Source organism: Aquimarina algicola (assembly GCF_006443095.1).
GTDB classification, from domain to species: domain Bacteria; phylum Bacteroidota; class Bacteroidia; order Flavobacteriales; family Flavobacteriaceae; genus Aquimarina; species Aquimarina algicola.
Genome location: NZ_VFWZ01000006.1, coordinates 217,773 through 240,816 on the forward strand (window position 1 = coordinate 217,773; position 23,044 = coordinate 240,816).

Below are 23,044 nucleotides of genomic sequence, written 5' to 3' on the forward strand. Positions count from 1 at the left end.
CAGCATTACATCAGAAACAGGGTTTTAGAAAGTATGGTTTTATCATTTCTAGCTCTGTTTTTTTATGAAAAATAGATATAAACTCCGATAACGATAGCACATACGACTCCTCCTACTGCATAAGCGCTTTTCCAAGGGGTAATATCTACTTCTTTTGTATATTTTTGTTCATACGGAGTTTCTTGAGGATATAGTTTTCCAATAATCAACATTAGTGCAATATTAAACACAAAAACCATAGCCATAATATGTAAAAAGTGAGGAAATGCTCCTTTTAAAATTGTACTATCCAGAATTACATAGGCCAAATAAATCAATGCTCCAGAAATGATTGCCACCTTTGCAGCTATTGCAGGTACCCTCTTTGTCAAATACCCAACTACAATTATGGTAAGTATAGGAATACTGTAACAGCCATTTGCCTTTTGTAAGTAACTAAAAATACTCTCGGTATAATATAAAAATGGTGCAATAAGCATTGCAAAAAGAGCTAGAAAAATACCAAAACGTTTACCTGCATTTACTACCTCTTTTTCAGAAGCACCTTTTTTGACATACTCGCTGTAAATATCGATACCATAAAGTGTAACAGAACTATTCAAAGCACTATTAAATGAACTGAGTATTGCTCCAAAAATAACTGCTGCAAAAAAACCGACTAATGATAATGGCAATACTGCTTTGACTAGTGTAGGATATGCTTGATCTGCTTTGGTCAATGTATCCCCAAACATATGAAATGCAATAATACCCGGAAGCACCACAATTATAGGACCTAGAATCTTAATAAAAGATGCTAATAATAATCCTTTTTGACCTTCTTTTAAACTCTTGGCTCCTAAAGCTCTTTGTATAATTGCTTGATTTGTACCCCAGTAAAATAACTGAACTAACATCATTCCTGTAAAGATCGTTGCAAAAGGTATTTTTGATTCACTAGAACCAATAGCATCAAATTTTTCCGGGTTCTCTTGCATTAAAATTGTTAATCCATTTGTAATACTCCCATCACCTATTGCCATAAGGCCCAGTACAGGAATGATAAGACCTCCTATCAACAATCCTAATGCATTAATTGTATCAGATACTGCTACTGCTTTTAGTCCTCCAAATACAGCATATATAGAACCAATGATCCCAATACTAAAGACACAGATCCAAATTGAAGCAAATTCTGAAACTCCCAACATTTCAGGCACATCAAACATAGTATTAATCGCTACTGCTCCTGTATATAAAACAATCGGTAATAAAATAATTGCATATCCAGAAAGAAACAAACCAGATGTTATCGCCTTTGTAGTAGTATCATATCTACGTTCTAAAAACTGCGGAATGGTTGTTAATCCTCCTTTTAGATATCTAGGTAATAAAAAAATTGCCGTTATTACCATGGCTAAAGCCGCAAGAGTCTCCCAGGCCATAACCAAAATACCATCTGTAAATGCATCTCCGTTAAGGCCTACAATTTGTTCTGTAGATAAATTAGTTAATAACAAAGATCCTGCGATAGTTACTGCAGAAAGACTTCTTCCTGCTAAAAAATATCCATCCGAAGAATTTTCGTCTGTTTTTCTTGTGGCAATAAAAGAAATCACTGCGACTAGTAATGTAAAGCCTAAAAAAGAGATGATACCCATAATTTGTGTTTTATAACTTTTTTAAGAAATAATATTTAAATCTTAAAATTAACATTTGATTTTGTGTGACTTATAACAGCTAGACTGCAAGAAGTTAATTTATTAAAACTTTTAGATCTGTATAACATCTACATGATTAAAACCTATATTATAAAGCCCGATATTATAATTCTATGTATTAAAAATATGTTAAATTTTATTAAAAAAATAATAACCTGTACGTTTTAAGGTTACAACAAATATATTATTTACAAATACAAACTCAACAAAATGAAAACAACAAAAACCGCACTATTGCTTTCAATAGCAATAGGATTAGTCGCGTGCTCAGAAAGTGAACAAATTTCTGATGTAGAGGCTTTACAACCACAAACAAACCAGTTTAACCAATCAGAAGTCGCTTTTCCCAAAGAATCCGGGACTATTGAAAAAGGGTATTTTCAAGGACTAGAAGTTACTTACGAAAAAATTAATGGTAAGAATGTTTTTGAAGGCGATATTATTCTTGATCATGTTGAAACCGATAACACAAATTTTGTATTAGAAGCAGGACAAAATCCTGCCTTAAGCAAAAGTGTTGGTCGAACTTCTGGAAGATGGCCTAACAATACTGTTTATTACACCATCAGTAGTAATTTACCTAATAAAGCAAGAGTAACAGATGCCATTGCCAGTTGGGAAAATAATACCAACGTAAGATTTGTACAAAGAACTAACCAAAGAAACTATATCAATTTTAGACCAGGTGGAGGTTGTTCTTCTAGTGTAGGAATGGTTGGGGGTGTACAATACATTACACTTGCTAATGGATGCAGTACCGGGAACACCATTCATGAGATAGGACATGCTGTTGGATTATGGCATGAACAAAGCCGTGCAGATAGAAATCAATATGTCACAATTAACTTTCAAAATATTGAATCAGGAAAAGAATTCAATTTTAGAACCTATGTAGAGCAAGGTAGAGATGGTGATGAATATACCAGTACATTAGATTTTGGATCAATAATGATGTATGGAGCTTATTCTTTCTCAAAAAACGGACAGCCTACCATTACCAAAAAAGACGGTAGCACATACTCTGTTCAAAGAAATGCGTTGTCTGCCGGAGACTTACAAGGGATCAATCAAATGTATCCTTCAGGAAATACTGGTGGCGGGTCTAATTATCAAAATGGACAATATTATACAGTTAACGGTCTGAGAGTATATCGCTATAATGACAAATGGTATTATTATACTTCTAGCAATGGCTGGAGAGAAGTGGTATATCGTAATGGAGCATGGTATTATGCATAGATATTAATTACCCTGAAACTTGATCTATTACTAATTATGCATTTATGAACCTCAGGTAGAAATCTATCTGAGGTTTTTTTGGCTACAGTAATAAATACATTATTTTTGAGTCTTTAGAAAAACGTCTTGAATGAGAATATTTATTTTTTTAGGAATTGTGTTGTGTTGTGTTGGCTGCCAGAGCAAAAAATCTGAAACTTCAGAAAACAATGTTCTTATTGCTAAACTAGATAGTCTTTCTAAAGACAAAATAAAAATCGACCTTCTCAAGTTATCTTCGGATGCAGAGAAAAACCTCGAAAGTTTTGACGATTTTCAAAATTTACGGAGTATTATGACAAGTATGCGTAATGGCAATCCTCACTTTGTAAACAAACACGCAGATAGTGTAGAATTATTAATAAGCATTTTTAAAGAAAACCTATCTAATGACCTTGATGTAAACACCATCAATTCACGTATTGCTGTACTTACTACAGAAATTGGATTACTCAAATTATTAACCGAGCAAAAAAATCCGGATCCAAAAGAAATTTTAGAAGCAAATACAAAACTGGCAAAAGCATATAACAGTTTAATAATTCAACTCAATGAATTATCGTTGGCTATTCCTGAAAATATAGAAAAAGAGCTTTTAAGAGATCTTGAACTTGGAGACGAAGAAGATCCAAAATAATGAAAAAACAAACTATACTATTATTTGTATTGATATGCAATATTTGCTGGGCTCAACAAAGCAAAGAGATTGACATCGTATTAGAAAAATGGCATAAGGCAGCAGCACAAGCAGATTTTGATTCCTATTTTGGAACAATGACTACCGATGCTATATTTATTGGAACTGATCCAACAGAAAATTGGGCTTATGATGATTTTAAAGCCTTTGCCAAACCGTATTTTGATAAGGGTAAAGCATGGAGCTTTTCTACCTTAGAAAGAAATATTTTTTATAAAAAGGGGAATACTTTCGCTTGGTTTGACGAGTTACTAGATACCCAGATGGGAATCTGTCGAGGTAGTGGCGTACTAGAAATCACCTCCGAAGGGTGGAAAATAAAGCATTATGTGCTTTCAATAGCAATCCCCAATGAAAATGTAAAAGAAATTACCGCACTTAAAAAAGACTTTGACACAAGTCTTATGAATAAAATCAAAGCTCAGAAAAATTAAACTAACCATTTTTTGAATTCCATAAGATCTTCAAAACAATGTTTGGCTCCTTTATCTTTAAGTTGAACTCGATTTCTGTTTCCTATTCCAACAAAATCTAATGACAGGTTTTGTGCCGTTTGAAAATCCCAAACACCATCTCCAATTGATATAATTCGATCAAAGTTTTGTCGGTTATAAAATGTTTTAGCTTTCTCTATAGCTTTTAAAACAAACCCTTCACGAGATTCATGTGTTTTTGAGGTTGCCAACAGGTCTTCATGATACCAAATCTCACACTGATTCAGTTTTAAAAAACTTGGTTTTGGCAATGCTCCTGTAGCAAAGCAAAATGGAGTATTAGTATTTCTGAAATGGGTAATCAAAGATTTAGCTCCTTTAATTTCTTTAGTCTGACCAATTGTACTCATTTGACGAACAATTTCAGTCTCAAAACGATCTAGAAAACCTTTGGGCATATTTGTGTCGAAATTTCGCTCATAGTTATATCTCAATGCATAGCTATCAGTATGATGTTTATAATTATCATAGTCGGTATCTATATCTGAAATACCTAATTCAAGTAGCGACTTTGTTACTGAAATTAGATAGTTTGAAACACTATCGGTTAATGTACCATCTATATCAAAAACGAATAATGTATTGTTTAAAGCCAATTGTTTGTTATTTATACTTTACAGAGAATATTTTAAAGACATAATAAAGTTTCTTCCTGCTGCCGCAATTCCCGAAGAATATGGACGATATCTCTGATCAGTAATATTTTCTATAGAAAGTATTCCTTGTAATTTATTAGTTAATTGATACTGCGTTCTTAGATTGAGTGTGTACCAAGAAGGCGAGTAAGGATTACCATTTTCATCACTTGCATACAAAAAATCATTATTTTGTTGTGATGGTGCAAGATCTTCAAAATCAAACTCTCCATTGTACACTGCAAATGCATCTATTTTTAACTTTGGCAATGCATAAATGATTCTTGTTGTACCAAATTGAGGAGAGACATGTCTTGAAGGCACAGAAACATTGTCTTCTGACTCTTCTTCTCCCCCTACAAATGTGTATTGAGAATTCAACTCAAAATTTTTAGCAAATTTATATTGTAACCCCGCTTCAAAACCATAAACTTTTGCATTTGCAGCATTTTGGATCGCTTGAACATTACTTAATTCTCCTCCAAATTCAATTTCACTCTCTCCATTCAAATTAAAATCTCTGCGTATTAGTGCGTCTTCGAGATAGGTATAATAGGTTGCTAAATCTAATGAAAGGTTTTTTGTAAAATTCAATTTCACTCCTAATTCTGCATTATACGCATATTCTGATTCAATTTCAGGATTTGGAACAACGACAGAACCAGGCTCAGAATCAAATATTTTGCCCACATCATCAATATTTGGAGCTCTAAATGCGGTAGAAAAATTAAGTTTCCATTGTATTTTTTCATTTGGCAACCAGCTTACCCCTGCTGTACCTGTTACTGCATAGGTATCTATATTTGCTTCTGTAAACGGAAAATCAAAAAAGGTATCATCAAACTCTGAATACAAAATGATTCTATTGTATCGCAGTCCTCCTTGAAAATTTAGTTTATCATTAAGTCTATGATGTACATTCATGTAAGCAGCTATAGATTGCCATGTAGATCCATCAGGATATCTTGAAGGGGCATCTACAACAGTATTTTCTACAATATTACTTTCTGTTCCGTCAGAATACACTTGATTTAATACATACTCTAAGCCATAATATAACGAGGTTTTATCAGTATATTTTTTTTCAAAATCTATATTAAAAGAGTATGCATCTACCTGCTCTTTGGTTCTTGCCAAAATTGAACTCCCAAAATTTCTATCATTTCTACTTTCTTCAAAATACTGATAAGCAGCAGTAATTTTCATCTTATCATACAGCGATCTTTTGGATTTATGTGACACCTGTAGGTTACCCATAAACCATTTTTGAGGGCCATAATACCATTCAGCAGATCTTAAATGATCATCACTACGTCTTATTAATCGATCATATCTAGGATAATCTGAAGTTGTTGAATAAATCAACCCCGCATTAAAATCCCAATTTTCGTTAGGCATAAAATGTACTTTTTGTAAAAAATTAACCTGATCATATCCTGTGAACACCTGTTTCTCAGGGTCATCATTTTCTACTATCACATCTTCGCCATTAATCCTTTCGACAAACTCATTTCGCAGGTAATCATCCGGACCGTGACTTCCCATTTTTAGATCATCAAAATCAGTATAGCTTATACTGGTTAAAAAAGCCCATTTTTCAAAACCAAGATTAAAATCTACGTGACCTGTTTTTTCATTACTGGCACTAGAATAACGTACTAATGCATTACCATTCAATCTATTCTTACCGCTAATTGCAAAACTAGGTTGTTTGGTGTAAAAATTCATGACTCCACCCACAGCATCACTACCATAAACCACTGAGCCGGGTCCTAGTATTACTTCTGTTCTGTCTATTGTAAAAGGATCTACCGATATTATATTTTGTACATTGCCTCCTCTAAAGATTGCAGTATTCATTCGTACTCCATCTACTGTTATCAATAACCGATTTGTAGAAAAACCTCTTATTATAGGGCTTCCTCCCCCTAATTGACTTTTTTGTACAAACACCTGACCACTATTTTGTAATAAATCCGCAGAGGTCTGAGGGGTCGTCATTGCGATTTCATTTGAGGATATACTCACAATTTTTTGAGATATATCCTTTTTATTCTGCTCCCATTTTGAAACCGAAATTACAACCTCGGATAGTTGATTTTCATCAATATCAAGATAGACTGATTTAGATTTTAATACTTTGGATTTAGGTATTGATCTATTAATATGCGCCACATGATCAAAATGTAAAATGGCGTTGTCAGAAAATATTGAGATATCAGCAATGCCATCAAAATCAGTAATTGCACTTTTTGATTTTGTATCATTATAGATAGTAACATTAGGAACAGGTAAATTATCTGAAGTACTATATACAGTAATTTGTTGTGCGTTACCAAAGAACGAAAAGTATAATGTAAAGAATAAAAAAGGTAAAAATAAACGCATTATCTTATTTGAAAATTTCGTTCAGAACAGAAAGTGATTTAGGTTTTTTAAAGCCGTGCAAATGTAGCTCAAAATATACTAATAACATAGCTATGATATCACTTCTGGTCTTCTTGGTTAGTTTAATTTTCATATTTGCCTCAAATGTTGTGCCTAAAAACTCTTTAAACTTAAAAATATGATCCCCTTCTACACAATATATATTGTCACTATCTGATTGAAACACTCCGTCTTGCATATTAAAATACGTTGAATCCAATTGAGAAAGGTCTGGAAAGAAACCTAAAAACTTACTCAGTTCTATTAAAAAGGCAATATGAAAATTATATATATCATCATGATGATCTAACCATAGCAATGCTGTTTCTAAAAATGTAAACAGGTCTATATTTGCTTCTTCTTCTAGGATAGAACTTTTCAGCACATCAGAAATAAAGAAAACTATTGCACTTTTTACAAAATCAGTGTGTAAGGTTTGATAGTGAGACACAAGCTTAACGTCTTTAAGACGTTCTAGCGTACCTTTATTTCTATGCACTGCTTCTACATCAAGAATAGTTAAGGGTTGAAAAAAAGAAGATCTGATTTTTCCTTTTCTTGATTTCAGCACTCCTCTTATCAAATAGGTTTTTAAACCACTTTCTTTTGTAAACAAGGTAACAATAAGATCGGCTTCACCATATCGAATAGAGTGTATTACTATTGCAGTAGTATTTACTATCATATTGAAACGAAAATAGCTAAAAAGCAGCTATATTTCTATCTCAACATAGATAATCTAAAAAACTATATCAATTCTTGCTTCATTTTACATCTATCCAAAGAATCTTTTGCTCGAGTTAATGTATTTTTATCCAAAGTACTTAGCGCACATTTTTTATAAAATTCTATCGCTTTATCTAATTCTCCCTGTTGTTCATACATAATTGCATATTCATTATAAATTGTTGATTTCACAATTCCGGGGATATTAAGAGCAATATCTAATAACTCTTGTAATTCTTTCCATTTTCCTAAAGTAGATAATAAAATAGAATAGTTATAGTAAACACTTGGATACATTGGGCTTTTTTCTAAACAAAGCTTATACAATGTTTCTCCTTTTTCATACTCTTTGAATTTTACTTCGTAAAGATATCCCAAATGATTATATGCCTTACCAAAATTAGGATCTATATCAATAATCTTTTCGAGCTTATTAGTAGCTTCATCATAAGATCCGTTTTTAATATCATCATTTGCTCTATGAAGCATTTCTTCTAATTTTGTTAAGTGATCCATATACTACATCATTTTTTTTACTAAAGTTTATATATTATTTCAATTAAAAAATCATCTTCTTTTGGGTGGATATTTAGCTAGAGCTTTTGCTACTATTCTTTGAAAAAATTGAGTTCTCGTATTTGGAGAAGCGTTAGGATAAAACTGTTTTTCAGAAACGGCTTGCCATATTAACTGATCTTTGCTAGCATCTACAAAATCCATCGTAAGTTTCAGATAGGTTTGGGAACCTCCTATAGGAATCGCTCCGCCGATACCTATGTTTACTCCTCTGCCACCACTACCAACTCCTACTCCAATACTATTGCGAGAAGAAGTTTTGTTTCTTTCTGTTTTAAAATTCACAAAGATATCTGGAGTATTAGAAAATACTAAACCTTTTGCATTCATTGCTTCTTCTGTTACTGCTAATAGTCTTTTTTGATCTAGCTCGCTCAGTCCAGAGTTCATTTCTGGATAAAAAGCAAACGTCTTATACACCGAAAAATCTTGTTGTTCATCATAATCATAAACAGTTTGTGTACTTCCACAAGATACCATCATCAATGCAAGAAAGAGAAATCCAATATATTTCATGTAGACAATTTATTGTAAAAATACACAAATTTACAGGAGCTCTACTTTCTAATCCTCTATATATTATAAGACAAAAGCCATTTTGAACGTTCAAAATGGCTTTTTATACGGCTATTAATTATCTATCTATTGTTTCCCTTCTATCCTAAAGTTAAAATACCAAGAATGCTCGAACCAAGTATCCCAATCTTCTAAAGAAGTACCATCTTTTTTCCGAGATTGACCACTATATCCAGGTCCATTATGTATCCCATCAATAATTTGTTCAGTATTTCCTGTAGAACCTGTTGTTACAGCAAGTGATTCTCCATCTATTAAATACCAGGTAAAATAATAATCTGTATTATTTTTTAAGAGCAGATTTAGGGATGATAAATCAAAATCTACCCAGCCCCCCTCAAATGAACCTTCGACCAAAGTTGTTGTAGATGCTAATATACTCCCATCTGCATTTCTAATATTTAATTTTAATTCTACATCCTCTTTGTATAATCTCCCTATACTGCTGAATCTAAATCCTCCTCTGAAATATACTCCAAAGGAAGTAGGATACAAATCTTTTACTAATCTGATCGTTTGCCCGGTACCAACGTTTCTAGGTTCTATTAAAGGATTATCTGGACTCTCTCTATCGTCTCCGCCAAACCACTTAGATGCATCATTAACATCGCATTGTGCAGCATAATTTTCATCCATTATTCCGAATGTCACGATATATTCCTTTGTGTTACCATTCTCTGCAGTTACAGTAAATGTAACAGGTTTTGTATAATCATTAATTGTTTCGGGATTCGGGCTGATTGAAGCATTTTCAGAGATAACAACCTTTGTATCAAGAGAAGTCAAATCTGTATCAGGTAGTAATCTTTGATTAATACTATTGCCTGCTTCATTAATGTCTGCATTAACTTTTAATACTCCTGCAGCAATTTCGAAAGAGATAATACTATTTTCTCCACTTAATTCTTCAACTATTTCTTCTCTTATTTCATCATCATCACTACTACAAGAGATTGTTGTGATTAAAAGTACAAACAATATTAGTTTACCTACTAAAGTAATTTTTTTATTCATTTTTATTTATAATTGAGTTTTTATGTTAATGTATTATGGAGTAAAAATGTTACCCTATTTATTCAACTAAATTTTTAGAAACAACTCCCTTTAATCCTTATTTTTTATTAAATATTAATCAAAAGCAATCTTAACAGGGTATTATTACTTCCCAAAAAGGTACTAAAAAGACAAAAGCCATTTTGAACATTCAAAATGGCTTTTTATACGAAGATTAATTATCTATTGTTTCCCTTCTATCCTAAAGTTAAAATACCAAGGATGTTCGTACCAAGTATCCCAATCCTCTAAAGAATTGTTTTTTGATTTTCGAGACTCCCCACTATATCCAGGTCCATTATGTATACCATCAATAGCTGGTTCAGTATTGCCTGTAGAACCCGTTGATACAGCAAGTGATTCTCCATCTACTAAATACCAGGTAAAATAATAATCTGTATTACTTTTTAAGAGCAGATTTAGGGATGATAAATCAAAATCTACCCAACCCCCATCAAATGAACCTTCGACCAAAGTTGTTGTAGATGCTAATATACTTCCGTCTGCATTTCTGATGTTAAGTTTTAATTCTACATCTTTTCTATACAAATCACCTGTACTATCAAATCTAAATGCATCTCTAAAATATGTACCAAATGAAATAGGATGTAAGTCTTTTACTAATCTAATCGTTTGTCCGGTACCAACATTTCTAGGTCCTATTTCTGGATTATCCGGATCTTCTCTATCGTCTCCACCAAACCACTTGCTTGCATCACTAACATCACATTGTGCTGCATAATTTTCGTCCATTAAATCAAATGTAACGAGGTACTCTTTTGTATCTCCATTTTCTGCGGTAACAGTGAACATAATTGGTTCTGTATAATCATTAATTGTTTCTGGATCTGGAGTTACTGTAGCGCCATTAGAAGCAATAACTTCAGAATCAATAGAAGTTAAATCAATATTTGGTGGCAACCTTTGGGTAATCGTTTTTTCTCCTTGGTTAATATCCGCATTAATACTAAATGATCCAATAGTGATTTTGAAAGCAACAATGGTATTTCCTGAGCTTGATCCTCCCGTTATTTCATCATCACTACTACAAGAGATCGTTGTGATGAAAAGCACAAACAATACCAGTTTACCTATTAAAGTAATTTTTTTATTCATTTTTATTTATAATTGAGTTTTTATGTTAATGTATGTTGGAGTAAAAATGTTACCCCATTTATTCAACTAAATTTAGGGGCGCAAGTATAATCAATTTATTTTTTTGAGAACAGGGTAAAAATCCCCTGCTCACTCTTATTTTTTTGTTAAAAATTAGTCAAAATTAATATCGGAAAAATGTTATTATATCTAGAAAAGCAAAAAGCCATTTTGAACGTTCAAAATGGCTTTTTAATATTTATAGAGATACTATATTAGATCACTCCTTGTGCAAGCATCGCATCTGCAACTTTTACAAAACCTGCGATGTTAGCTCCTTTTACATAATCGACATATCCATCTTCATCAGTACCATACTTAAGGCAAGATTTGTGGATATCATTCATAATTTGTTTTAATTTTTCATCTACTTCTTCCCGAGTCCAGTTAAAACGTAAAGAGTTTTGTGTCATTTCTAATCCAGAAGTAGCAACTCCACCGGCATTAGATGCTTTACCCGGAGCAAAGAAAATCTTTGACTCATGAAACGCAAGAATTGCTTCGGGAGTACTTGGCATATTAGCGCCTTCACTCACACATACACATCCATTAGCAATAAGTGTCTTAGCATCATCACCGTTTAATTCATTTTGCGTCGCACATGGTAATGCAATATCACATTTTTCTCCCCAAGGTGTTTTTCCTTTATGAAAAACAGCAGAAGGATATTTGTCTACATATTCGTGTATACGACCTCTTCTTACGTTTTTCAATTCCATTACAAACGCTAATTTTTCTTCATCTATACCATCTTTATCATAGATGTATCCAGATGAGTCAGAAAGAGTCACTACTTTTGCTCCAAGTTGAGTTGCTTTTTCTGTAGCATATTGCGCTACATTACCTGAACCAGAAACAGTAACTATTTTTCCTTCAAAAGATTCTCCTTTGGTTTCTAGCATATTCTGTGCAAAATACACTGTACCATATCCTGTTGCTTCAGGTCTAATTAATGATCCTCCCCAGGTAATACCTTTTCCTGTAAGTACTCCTGTAAATTCATTTTTCATTTTACGGTATTTCCCGAACAAGAATCCTATTTCTCTGGAACCAACCCCAATATCCCCTGCAGGAACATCTGTATCAGCACCAATATGTCTATATAATTCGCTCATAAAACTATGACAAAAACGCATAATTTCGTCATCAGATTTACCTTTAGGATCAAAGTCAGAACCTCCTTTTCCTCCTCCCATTGGAAGGGTCGTTAAACTATTTTTGAATACTTGCTCAAAAGCAAGAAATTTAAGTATACTCATATTTACAGAAGGATGGAAACGCAATCCTCCTTTGTATGGGCCTATGGCAGAGTTCATTTGTATTCGGTATCCTCTATTTACATGTATTTCTCCTTTATCATCTACCCAAGGTACTCGAAACATAATTGCTCTTTCTGGCTCTACCATTCTTAAAAGAATGTTTTTTCCATTATAAATCTCATTTGAAGCTATATAAGGAATTACAGTTTCTGCAACTTCTTGTACAGCTTGTAGGAACTCAGGCTCATGAGCATTACGAGCCTTTACTTCTTCCATGAATGCATCTATTTTTGCTTGCATATATTGATAATATTAATAGATTCTTATATAAAGGTTGAATTTTCTATTCAAATATATGATATTCCTAAAAATTCAAGTCTGTTTTTTTGAATTTAATAACTTATTAACCTATAGCTTGTTCTAGATCTGCAATTAAATCGTCTACATCTTCTATTCCTACGCTTAATCTGATCAATGAATCAACAACTCCGGTTTTTTCTCTTTCTTCTTTTGGGATTGAAGCATGAGTCATACTTGCCGGATGACCTGCTAGACTTTCTACACCTCCCAGAGACTCTGCGAGAGTAAAGATTTTAAGGTTCTCTACAATTTTAATTGCCTTATCATAATCACTTCCTTTGGTCACAAAAGAAATCATTCCCCCAAAGCCATCCATTTGAGCTTTGGCAACATCATGGTTTGGATGATCTTCAAACCCCGGCCAGTACACTTTTTCTATTTTTGGATGATTTTTAAGGTATTTTGCAATAGCCTCGCCATTTTCGCAATGCCTTTGCATACGAATATGTAATGTTTTTATTCCTCTTAATACTAAAAAGCTGTCCTGAGGCCCACAAACTGCGCCACTTGCATTTTGAATAAAGTATAATTTTTCTGCAAGCTTTTCATCTTTTACCACTAAAGCTCCCATAACAACATCACTATGCCCGCCCAGATATTTTGTAGCACTATGCATTACAATATCTGCTCCCAAATCAAGAGGTCTTTGTAAGTATGGAGTAGCAAATGTATTATCTACTGCCAATAGTATATTGTGTTTTTTTGCAACTGAAGCTACAGCCTTAACATCAATAACATTCATCATTGGGTTTGTTGGTGTTTCAACCCAAATAAGTTTTGTGTTTTCGTTTACATAACTTTCTATCTTATCAGCATTTTCCATACCGATAAAATGAAACTTAATTCCAAAACCTTCAAATATTTTTGTAAACAAACGATAGGTACCTCCATACAAATCATTTGTAGAGATTACCTCATCACCAGGTTGTAATAATTTGATTACAGCATCTATTGCTGCTAATCCTGAACCAAACGCTAATCCAAATTTTCCGTTCTCGATACTGGCAAAAGAGTCTTCTAATGCTTTTCTTGTTGGATTATGTGTTCTACTATATTCAAAACCTTTGTGCCCGCCAGGCGTAGTTTGCGCATAAGTAGACGTTTGATATATAGGAGGCATTACTGCACCGTATGCCGGATCATGCTTTTGACCTCCATGTATAGCTTTTGTATTAAATTTCACTATAGTAAGATTTTTGTTATTAATAATTTATCAATGTATTCCCTTATAAATGATAAGAAAAAATGAACTTATCTTTTTTTATGTTAAAATTCTAAACAAATGTATGATTTAATTCGTTCTAATCATATCTCATTAAATACCTTTAGTAGATGATTAACTTAAAAACTAACATTGCTTTCAAATTCTTTGTTTTGACCTTTATTTGGCTTTGTTTTTATGCCTGCAAGAACAGAGAAGAAATCATATTCGAGAACAAATTGATCACAACAGATACTTTGTTTGATTGTAGGGTTATAGATTGTGCAGCTATAGAACTTAATTTGGTAAATGTTTTGGGAGAGGATGAGATAGCTCTAAAGATCAATAAAGAAATCGAAAGAGCTGCCGCTACAATTTTTGACATTGATCATAAAAATCTATCGAATCACTCTTTAGATAAGGCAGCTGAGCAATTCAATTCTTCATATCAGAAAATACTTGAAGAGTTTCCTGACGAAACCTCAATGTATGAAGCAAACGTAAATTGCAAATTAAGTTTTCAATGCCAAGATATCATCTCTCTCGCAATGGATGCTTACATTTTTACTGGTGGAGCACATGGCAACAGTACTATCTCATATATCAACATTGATCCGGTTACAGGCAAAAAACTTTCGTTAAGAGCTTTGCTTAATGATGTTGATGCTTTTAAAAAATATGTTGAAAACGCCTTTAGAAAAGCACATAAAATTGATAAAAATCAATCAATTAATAGTACCGGATTCTTTTTTGAAAATGACACCTTTACGCTACCTTCGACAATTGGATTTACAGACAAAGAAGTTATTCTTTATTATAATCCGTATGAAATAAGTTCATATGCCGAAGGTCCTGTTGAGCTAAAACTTAATAAAAAAGATGTAGTCTCTTATTTTACTGTTAGCATTTTTTAAAATACGAGTTGCTAAGTATTAAAGTGCTCTTTTTAAAGCTAAAAGATATCCAAAATGAATTCCTTCATGATAATTATTGAACCGTAATGCATCTTCTACAGACTTGAGCACAAAACCTGTACTTGTAGGGTATTCTTTAAAGTTTTTGAAGATTCCTTTTTCAAGATCTTTTTCAGTTTGATCTATGGTAGAAAACAATAAATCCTTGATTGTCGAAACTTCTTCTGCTGTAACTGATCTTTCTGTTTTAGATCCTTTTCGGTATGATTCGACCATATCTTCATCGATCATCATAGGTAATCCACTTAATTTATAAACTAGTAATTGCTGAGTAACCACTATGTGAGCGATATTCCAAATCAGATTGTTATTAAAGCCTTCGGGAACTTTATTAAGTTCTTCTAAAGAATGGTTTTCTAGAAACCCTATGACCAATTTTCTATTTACGCGAGTAATATCGAGTTGATTTTGCATGATTTTCTTAATTTTTAGCCAAAAATATACGTTTTAGTGATAAAATAAATTTCCTTTGTGTTGATTTTATCAACTAACTTTACTTCAAATTTCTTTTAAGAAGGATAAAATTAAAAAACTATTTAATGAAAAAAATATACCACCTATCTACTTGTGATACTTGTAGACGTATTCTAAATGAGCTAGATTTTTCTTCAGATTTTATACTACAGGATATCAAAATAGAACCAATAACAGAGGATCAATTAAATGAAATGTATCAATTAGCAGGTAGTTATGAAGCTTTATTTAGTAAACGAGCACGACTATATAAAGAGCGTGATTTAAAAAATAAAAACCTTACTGAACAGAATTATAAAGAATTGATTTTGGAACATTATACATTCTTAAAACGTCCTGTTATTATAGTTGACACAAATATTTTTATTGGAAATAGTAAAAAAGTTGTAGAAGCTGCTAAATCTGCTATTTAATTTATGAACAAAAGAATTCTGGCACTTATTGCAGCCAGTTTTGTGGCATTATTTTATGGGGCGAATTATACTATTGCCAAAGATGTTATGCCACATTATGTAGAACCCTTTGGTTTTATCGTCATAAGGGTTCTTGGAGCATTTATACTCTTTTTGGGAATTGGTTTTCTAGGCCCTAAAGAAAAAATTGAAAGAAAAGATTTTGCAAGAATTGCCCTAGCTGCAATATTTGGGGTGGGCATCAATATGCTTGCTTTTTTTGAAGGATTAAACCTTACCACTCCTATCAGTGCTTCTGTATTAATGGTGACAACACCAATTATAGTTTTGATTCTTGCAATAATATTCCTAAAAGAAAAAATAAGAATACTTAAAGTAATAGGAGTATTAATCGGACTCTCAGGCACCTTACTAATCATACTTTATAACACCAAAGTCTCTGCAACAGCCACAAATCCGGTTCTAGGTAATTTTTTGATTTTTGTAAACGCCACCTCATACGCTTGTTACATTATAGTTGTTAAAAAAATAACCCAAAAATACCATCCTTTTACATTTATGAAATGGATGTATGGTTTTGGGTTTTTATTTGTTTTACCGTTTGGTATTTCTCAACTCTTAGATATACAACCTGATGCAATACCAATCGAAGGGTATTTAAAAATAGGGTATGTTATTCTTTTTGCCACTTTTGGTACTTATATTCTTAATATTTTTGCCATCAAAGAGCTTAAACCTACTACTGTAGCAGTCTTTATTTATTTACAACCTTTACTGGCTTCTACATTTGCAATTGCATTAGGCAAAGACAGTTTAGATAGTATTAAAATTGTAGCTACTTTATTGATTTTTGTGGGTGTATATTTAGTAACCAAAAAGCCAAGAAAATAGTAAATTTCTATATATCTTCTAGATTAACAGGCTTTTTATTAAACTTACGGGTATCTTCTTTAGTGAGAATTCTAAAATCTTTTGGTCGTTCTATAACCTCCAAAAATTTATACATTTCTTCTGGCAAAGGAATCAATTTTCTACTATTTAAGTCCATCCAGGCTCCCATCATTTCACATTGTGCAAAATTGCGTCCTTTATAATCATAAAAATTATGCCTGAATTCAAAAAACATTCCATCTTCACTCAAACCTGTGATCTCCAAAGACACTTTAACCGGTCTGCCATAAAAAACTTCTTTAAAGTAATAAATGTGTTCATAGAATACTACAGGTCCAATATCATATTTGCCCAACATTCTTTGATCAAAACCTTTTTCGGTCAAAAAAGACATACGAGTATGTGCTGCAAATTCAATATAAGCTTTATTGGCTAAATGTCTGTTTGCATCTATATCATTCCATCGTATTTCAAAATCCTTTATATACATATTCCAAGTTTTAGCCCCCAAAAATACAAAACATTTGCTGTGCACGCATAATTATTGCCTGTTGAAAATAGTATATTTAAAATCTTTTACATCCAAAAATTAAACCGCAAAAATATCTTATAACACCATTTCGTATGCTAAAAGTACCCACATTTTGTAATATGTACCCCTAATGTATCCTTAGCATTAACATTAGTTTTTTACTATAAACTGAATCTTTGCGCTGCTTTTAAAAAGCATGAAATTATAGTTTGTAAAAACAAAATACTAGTAACTTAAAACCTAAAATTAATATGAAAATCTTCTTTACAATTACAAGTATATTTTCAATTTAATATACGAATTGTATTTTTTAAAGAATAATTATTGTATTTTCTTCATTCGAAAATAAACTTGCTCTGTGATATTTATGTATTACATATTCTTTTTGAAGTTTTAGCATACCCCCCAATATGGCTAAACCAAAAAGTGTACTGAAAATAGAAATGTTATAAAATCGAAAAAAGATACATGAACTATCAAATATACATTGCAAGGTTTACCATCCTCAAATTTTAAAACAGAGGGTACAAAAAAGGCCCGGGTATTTTATAAAAATATACCGGGTCTTCTCACTTTTAGCAAAACAACTACTACATTTGTATATATACTAAGATTAGTTGCTCATTACAATGCCAGTAATCACATCAAATTATACACCGCCGCTACCATTTAAAAATGGTCATTTTTCAACTATTTTTCCAAATTTATTGAGAAAAGTAAAAGGAGTTGTTCAAAAAAGAGAACGTGTAGAACTTGATGATGGGGATTTTATAGATCTTGATTGGAGTCATAGTGCCAATAAAAAGTCAAATAGGCTTACCATTATTATCCATGGTCTTGAAGGAAATGGTCAACGCCAATACATCTTAGGGTTGGCAAGACACCTCAACCAAAATTGTTGGGATAGTGTTGCGCTCAATCTTAGAAACTGTAGCGGCGAAGTAAATCGTTTATATAAATCTTATAATGCAGGAGCAAGCGATGACTTAGAAGCCGTTATCAATTATATCGTAAAAAAATATTCTTACACACAGATATCGATTTGTGGATTTAGCCTTGGCGGAAATCTTATGCTCAAATATCTTGGAGAGGGACGTTTGATTCCTTCCCAGATCAAAGCAGCTGTTGGTGTTTCTGTACCTTGTGATCTTTATAATTCACTTTCAGAAATTAATAAACCTAAAAATATCATCTATCAACAACGCTTTATCAAAAATTTAAAAGCTAAACTATACGAAAGACAACAAGTATTTTCAAATGAGTTGAGTAGATCTGATATCAAATCTTGCTCATCTCTTATTGATATCGATAATTTATATACCAGCAAAGCTCACGGCTATAAGAACGCTATAGATTATTACACCAAATGCAGTTGTAAACAATTCTTACAAACGATAAAAATTCCGACATTAATTATAAATGCCAAAAATGATTCGTTTTTAGGAGAGCTTTGTTATCCCATTAACGAAGCTAAAAAAAATAAAAATTTATTTTTAGAAACTCCTGATTATGGCGGACATGTTGGTTTTTATCTCTCAGGTAAGGCATATTATAATGAAAAAAGAGCTCTTGATTTTTTTAATACACTACAATAAAAAAATAATTTACTATCACTCAAAAAGCGAGATTCAAAGTATAATTTTGAAGATACTATTTACCCCCATTAGGTTAATAGAATTAAGAATCAATTCAATGTTAAAATTATTTAAACAAATATAAAAATCTTATTAAATTAATGCTTATTTTTGGTCGACCAAAGACTCTTACTAAACTTAAAACTAAACCAACTTTACCTCATGAAAAGCATAAAAACAATTTAACCTCAATCACATTATAATGATATGAGTCTTTAATACTATTTTAAGACATTCTTTTACTCTATATCATTCAAACTTAAAGGCTTTTTAGCAGTATTTGACCCCCTACTTTACTCCATTACATTTTAAGGAGTATCTCACATATTCAATTACGATTCTTTTAAAAAAAACAAACTCAACAATTCTTTTTTTTAACTAAACCTAACAAAAATCATGAAAAGAACTCTCTTTGCATTAATGATGCTAACATGCTATTGTACAATAGCTCAGTACAACTCTTCTGCCCCTTGGATGGCAGCTTTAGAAAACAACAAGAAAAGCACTAACACAGACACAAAATTAAAATTCAATGAAATCACAAACGCTTTTGATGAATACTGGAAGAATCATGATCCAGACCAGAAAGGTAGTGGCTACAAGCCATTTATGAGATGGAGAGAATATTGGAAAAATGCTGTTATGCCAGATGGAACATTACCTTCTCCGGATTTTTTTATAAATACAAAAAGTGCTAAAAGTAAAATCGCCACTTCAAAAAACGGCAAAGCATCTCCTAATTGGACACCTATGGGGCCTTTTGACCATAATCAGGCATCCTCTTGGTCTCCCGGGCAAGGTCGGATTAATATTGGTATTATTGATCCTAATAATGCCAATGTTATGTATGCAGGCGCACCTGCCGGAGGAATTTGGAAATCAACAAATCGAGGAGTGAATTGGACTCCTTTATCAGATGATTTACAGCAAATAGGGGTTTCGGGCATTGCAATAGATCCTAGAAATTCAAATATTATTTATATTGCTACAGGTGATGATGATGCAAATGATAGTTATAGTATTGGAGTACTTAAATCTACAGACGGCGGAAATTCCTGGTCAAGAACCGGTCTTAGATTTACCAATACACAAACGACTGCAAATGATATCTATATCCATCCAAATAATTCGAATATTCTATGGGTTGCTACCAGTGTAGGGGTATATAAAACTACCAATGCCGGGGCAAACTGGACCAGAACATTGAGTGGAAACATCAAGGACATAAAACTTAAACCAGGAAATCCTAACACAATATATGCGGTTTCGTCTACATCTTTTTATAGATCTACCAATGCTGGAGATAGCTTTTCCAGAATTCAAAGTGGGCTCCCCTCTAACTCAGGAAGATTGGTAATAGATGTTACTCCTGCCAATGCTAATTATGTCTATGTGCTAAGTGCAAGACCCCGAAATGCCAACTACTCATTTCAAGGATTATACCGCTCTACAAATAGCGGGAGTAGCTTTACAAAAACTGCAGAAACCACAAATATTCTTGAGAGTTCTCAAGCATGGTATGATTTGGCATTAGCAGTGTCAGACCAAAATGCCAATACCGTTTTTGTAGGTTGTTTGAATATTTGGAGATCTACTAATGGCGGAAATGATTTTACAAAAATAAATAATTGGTCTTCTCCCAGACAAGCAACTTATACCCATGCAGATATTCATTTTTTGAGATATTATGACGGAAAACTAATATGTGGTAGTGATGGTGGTATTTATATCTCCGAAAATAACGGGCAAAGTTTTACAGACCTTACCAAAGGTTTACAAATTGGGCAGTTTTATAGAATTTCTGTAGCAGAAAATCAAAGTGCAAGTTATCTTGTCGGAGGACTTCAAGACAATGGAGGTTATGCTTTAAACGGAAGCGAATGGAACAATTATTATGGTGCTGATGGGATGGATTGTGCTGTAAGCGGAAATAATCCCAATACCTATTATGGATTTATACAAAATGGTCAAAATCTTTATGTAACCAGAAATAGAGGGGTTTCTCAAAGCCAGGTAGCCAGAGCTCCGGAGTCTGGTAATTGGATTACTCCTTTGGTGTCTGACAAAAATGGTGTTCTATATGCAGGATATTCTAGTTTTTACAGGCTTAATGGTAGTTCTTTTCAAAGACTTACCAATTTTAATTTTGGAGGAAGAATAGATCATATCGAATTAGATCCTATAAATAATAATACGATATATGCTGCTATGGATAAAAATCTGTTCAGAAGCACAAATAAAGGAGCTAATTGGACAAGAGTTGCTTCTTTTCAAACGGATATTTCTTCTATAGAAGTACATAATGATGACAATAGAATTGTATATGTAACTACATCAGGGTCAAGTAGTGGCGGTGTATATAAATCTACTACTCAAGGAACTAATTTTTCTAATATCACTGGTAATTTACCCGGAGAAGGTAAATTCATTGTAAGACATCAAAAAGGAACAGAATCTATATATTTAGGAACGTATCTTGGTGTATACCACAAAAACGGAAATAATGCCTGGGAAGATTATTCTCAAAATCTTCCAAATGTAGCTGTAAGAGATCTTGAAGTTAACTTAAAAGATCAGGTTTTAATTGCTGCTACCTACGGTAGAGGAGTTTGGAAAGTGCTACTGGCAGGAAGTTCTAATTCTGGAGATGATACTCAAGCCCCTACCATACCTCAAAACCTTACAGCTTCTTCTGTTAGAGAAACTTCTGTTGTTTTATCATGGGATGCTTCTTCTGATAATATAGAAGTTACAGGATACGACATTTATCAAGATAATGTTCGATTAGGGGCGGTTTCTGGCACAGCCACTACTATACCAAATCTAAGTGCAAACACCACATATCAATTTAAAATAAAAGCCAAAGATGCTGCAGGTAATATATCTGATTTTAGTGCTACTATAAATGTAACGACTACTGGAGGTGGATCTAGCGCTTGTGCATCTACTATTTCTGCTTTTCCGTATAGTGAAGGTTTTGAAAATACTCTAGGAGCATGGATACAGTCTACAAATGATAATATTAACTGGACAATTAATACCAACGGAACGCCATCTGGTGACACAGGACCATCTGGAGCTGTACAAGGCTCTTATTATATCTATGTTGAAGCCTCTGTAAATGAAACCGGATACCCAAATAAACAAGCTATCTTGACCTCGCCTTGTTTTGATTTGTCAGGAGCAACGCAATCAATTTTTTCTTTTAATTATCACATGTTTGGGGCAGCTGATATGGGAAATATTACCGTTCAAGCTAGTGTAGATCAAGGATCAAGCTGGACTAATATTTGGAGTCAAACTGGTAATCAAGGTAATGCGTGGCAAACCGCTACAATCGATCTTTCGGCTTATCTCAATAAAGAGGTTCAAATACGATTCAATAGGGTAACGGGGTCAACATGGCAAGCTGATATTGCGATTGATAATGTTTCTCTTACAAAAACGACAGGCTCTACTGATCCATGTGAAGGAGTTGCAACACATAGTACTTCTGTAACGTATAGTCCGGGAGATAGAGTCGTATACCAAGGTAATCTGTGGGAAAGAAATACTGCAAACGACTGGACATTTATCACCGCATGTGGTGTACCTGTTCCTATTTTTGGTGCAATTACAACATCAGTATCCAAAGAGAAACCACCTGTACAACAAACCCTTGAAGAATTATTGAAAATATATCCTAATCCTGTAAATGGCAATATACTTAATGTAATAACAAACCAAATTGGAGAGAAACCATATACCATTTTTAATATGCTTGGACAACCTGTAAGTAAAGGTACATTTATTAATACAATACCTGTAACAGAGCTTCAATCTGGATTATATGTTCTAAAAATAAATACACACACAGTACAATTTATTAAAGAATAATAGACTTGTCTATAATTTAATCCAAAATCCCTAAAACACTTTGTTTTAGGGATTTTTTTATCAATTTCAAAACCCAAGTTATAAATGAAAAACGCTCTAAAAGATTATCTATT

20 protein-coding genes are annotated in these 23,044 nt (G+C 32.8%); 8 read left to right on the top strand and 12 right to left on the bottom strand.

Features of this window, described 5'->3' with window-relative positions; genetic code table 11:
- Nucleotides 1-62: 62 nt before the first annotated feature.
- Entirely contained in the window at nucleotides 63-1,640 is a 1,578-nt protein-coding gene (locus tag FHK87_RS18805) for a solute:sodium symporter family transporter (protein ID WP_140595321.1), read from the bottom strand.
- 270 nt (nucleotides 1,641-1,910) lie between these two features.
- Here FHK87_RS18805 and FHK87_RS18810 point away from each other — a divergent pair, with 270 nt between their 5' ends.
- From FHK87_RS18810 to FHK87_RS18820, 3 genes are all read left to right on the top strand, one after another.
- Complete coding sequence (locus FHK87_RS18810; protein WP_140595322.1) at nucleotides 1,911-2,939, top strand: M12 family metallopeptidase; 1,029 nt, start codon at nucleotides 1,911-1,913, stop codon at nucleotides 2,937-2,939.
- Nucleotides 2,940-3,069: 130 nt separating this feature from the next.
- A complete protein-coding gene (locus FHK87_RS18815) occupies nucleotides 3,070-3,615 on the top strand; it encodes a hypothetical protein (protein ID WP_140595323.1) in 546 nt (181 codons plus the stop codon).
- Nucleotides 3,615-4,109: a nuclear transport factor 2 family protein gene (locus FHK87_RS18820; protein ID WP_140595324.1), complete on the top strand. Its 495-nt coding sequence runs from the start codon at nucleotides 3,615-3,617 to the stop codon at nucleotides 4,107-4,109. The genes FHK87_RS18815 and FHK87_RS18820 overlap by 1 nt, the downstream gene beginning before the upstream one ends.
- Here the strand turns inward: FHK87_RS18820 and FHK87_RS18825 are convergent.
- The 9 genes from FHK87_RS18825 to FHK87_RS18865 all read right to left on the bottom strand — a co-directional run bounded on the left by FHK87_RS18825 (nucleotide 4,106) and on the right by FHK87_RS18865 (nucleotide 14,122).
- Nucleotides 4,106-4,765, bottom strand: a complete 660-nt coding sequence (locus tag FHK87_RS18825) for an HAD family hydrolase (protein WP_226294324.1) — start codon at nucleotides 4,763-4,765, stop codon at nucleotides 4,106-4,108. The two genes, FHK87_RS18820 and FHK87_RS18825, sit on opposite strands and share 4 nt — an antisense overlap.
- An 18-nt stretch (nucleotides 4,766-4,783) precedes the next feature.
- Nucleotides 4,784-7,192: a TonB-dependent receptor plug domain-containing protein gene (locus tag FHK87_RS18830; protein WP_140595326.1), complete on the bottom strand. Its 2,409-nt coding sequence runs from the start codon at nucleotides 7,190-7,192 to the stop codon at nucleotides 4,784-4,786.
- Nucleotides 7,193-7,196: 4 nt separating this feature from the next.
- Entirely contained in the window at nucleotides 7,197-7,916 is a 720-nt protein-coding gene (recO, locus tag FHK87_RS18835) for a DNA repair protein RecO (protein WP_140595327.1), read from the bottom strand.
- Nucleotides 7,917-7,978: 62 nt separating this feature from the next.
- On the bottom strand, nucleotides 7,979-8,473 hold the full coding sequence (locus FHK87_RS18840) for a hypothetical protein (protein WP_140595328.1): 495 nt from the start codon (nucleotides 8,471-8,473) through the stop codon (nucleotides 7,979-7,981).
- A gap of 51 nt (nucleotides 8,474-8,524) precedes the next feature.
- Complete coding sequence (locus FHK87_RS18845; RefSeq protein WP_140595329.1) at nucleotides 8,525-9,049, bottom strand: DUF4136 domain-containing protein; 525 nt, start codon at nucleotides 9,047-9,049, stop codon at nucleotides 8,525-8,527.
- A 126-nt stretch (nucleotides 9,050-9,175) separates the two neighbouring features.
- Entirely contained in the window at nucleotides 9,176-10,123 is a 948-nt protein-coding gene (locus FHK87_RS18850) for a DUF5018 domain-containing protein (protein WP_140595330.1), read from the bottom strand.
- A 222-nt stretch (nucleotides 10,124-10,345) separates the two neighbouring features.
- Entirely contained in the window at nucleotides 10,346-11,278 is a 933-nt protein-coding gene (locus FHK87_RS18855) for a DUF5018 domain-containing protein (RefSeq protein ID WP_140595331.1), read from the bottom strand.
- A 254-nt stretch (nucleotides 11,279-11,532) separates the two neighbouring features.
- Nucleotides 11,533-12,876, bottom strand: a complete 1,344-nt coding sequence (gdhA, locus tag FHK87_RS18860) for an NADP-specific glutamate dehydrogenase (RefSeq protein ID WP_140595332.1) — start codon at nucleotides 12,874-12,876, stop codon at nucleotides 11,533-11,535.
- A gap of 103 nt (nucleotides 12,877-12,979) precedes the next feature.
- Nucleotides 12,980-14,122, bottom strand: coding sequence for a cystathionine gamma-synthase (locus tag FHK87_RS18865; RefSeq protein WP_262711271.1), 1,143 nt, complete (start codon nucleotides 14,120-14,122; stop codon nucleotides 12,980-12,982).
- Between the two features lie 146 nt (nucleotides 14,123-14,268).
- On the opposite strand from FHK87_RS18865, the gene FHK87_RS18870 reads away from it, so the two are divergent.
- Complete coding sequence (locus FHK87_RS18870; RefSeq protein ID WP_140595334.1) at nucleotides 14,269-15,051, top strand: DUF3298 and DUF4163 domain-containing protein; 783 nt, start codon at nucleotides 14,269-14,271, stop codon at nucleotides 15,049-15,051.
- An 18-nt stretch (nucleotides 15,052-15,069) separates the two neighbouring features.
- On the opposite strand, the gene FHK87_RS18875 is transcribed toward FHK87_RS18870, so the two are convergent.
- Nucleotides 15,070-15,525 carry a DinB family protein gene (locus FHK87_RS18875; protein ID WP_140595335.1) on the bottom strand — a complete coding sequence of 152 codons (456 nt, stop codon included), beginning with the start codon at nucleotides 15,523-15,525 and terminating at the stop codon, nucleotides 15,070-15,072.
- Nucleotides 15,526-15,650: 125 nt separating this feature from the next.
- Here FHK87_RS18875 and FHK87_RS18880 point away from each other — a divergent pair, with 125 nt between their 5' ends.
- Complete coding sequence (locus tag FHK87_RS18880) at nucleotides 15,651-15,998, top strand: arsenate reductase family protein (protein ID WP_140595336.1); 348 nt, start codon at nucleotides 15,651-15,653, stop codon at nucleotides 15,996-15,998.
- Between the two features lie 3 nt (nucleotides 15,999-16,001).
- Complete coding sequence (locus FHK87_RS18885) at nucleotides 16,002-16,889, top strand: DMT family transporter (RefSeq protein WP_140595337.1); 888 nt, start codon at nucleotides 16,002-16,004, stop codon at nucleotides 16,887-16,889.
- 7 nt (nucleotides 16,890-16,896) lie between these two features.
- On the opposite strand, the gene FHK87_RS18890 is transcribed toward FHK87_RS18885, so the two are convergent.
- Nucleotides 16,897-17,379, bottom strand: coding sequence for an acyl-CoA thioesterase (locus tag FHK87_RS18890; protein WP_140595338.1), 483 nt, complete (start codon nucleotides 17,377-17,379; stop codon nucleotides 16,897-16,899).
- Nucleotides 17,380-18,050: 671 nt separating this feature from the next.
- On the opposite strand from FHK87_RS18890, the gene FHK87_RS18895 reads away from it, so the two are divergent.
- Together FHK87_RS18895 and FHK87_RS26370 are read left to right on the top strand one after the other, a co-directional pair.
- Complete coding sequence (locus FHK87_RS18895) at nucleotides 18,051-19,016, top strand: YheT family hydrolase (RefSeq protein WP_140595339.1); 966 nt, start codon at nucleotides 18,051-18,053, stop codon at nucleotides 19,014-19,016.
- A gap of 435 nt (nucleotides 19,017-19,451) precedes the next feature.
- A complete protein-coding gene (locus FHK87_RS26370; protein WP_226294326.1) occupies nucleotides 19,452-22,931 on the top strand; it encodes a fibronectin type III domain-containing protein in 3,480 nt (1,159 codons plus the stop codon).
- Nucleotides 22,932-23,044 lie beyond the last annotated feature (113 nt).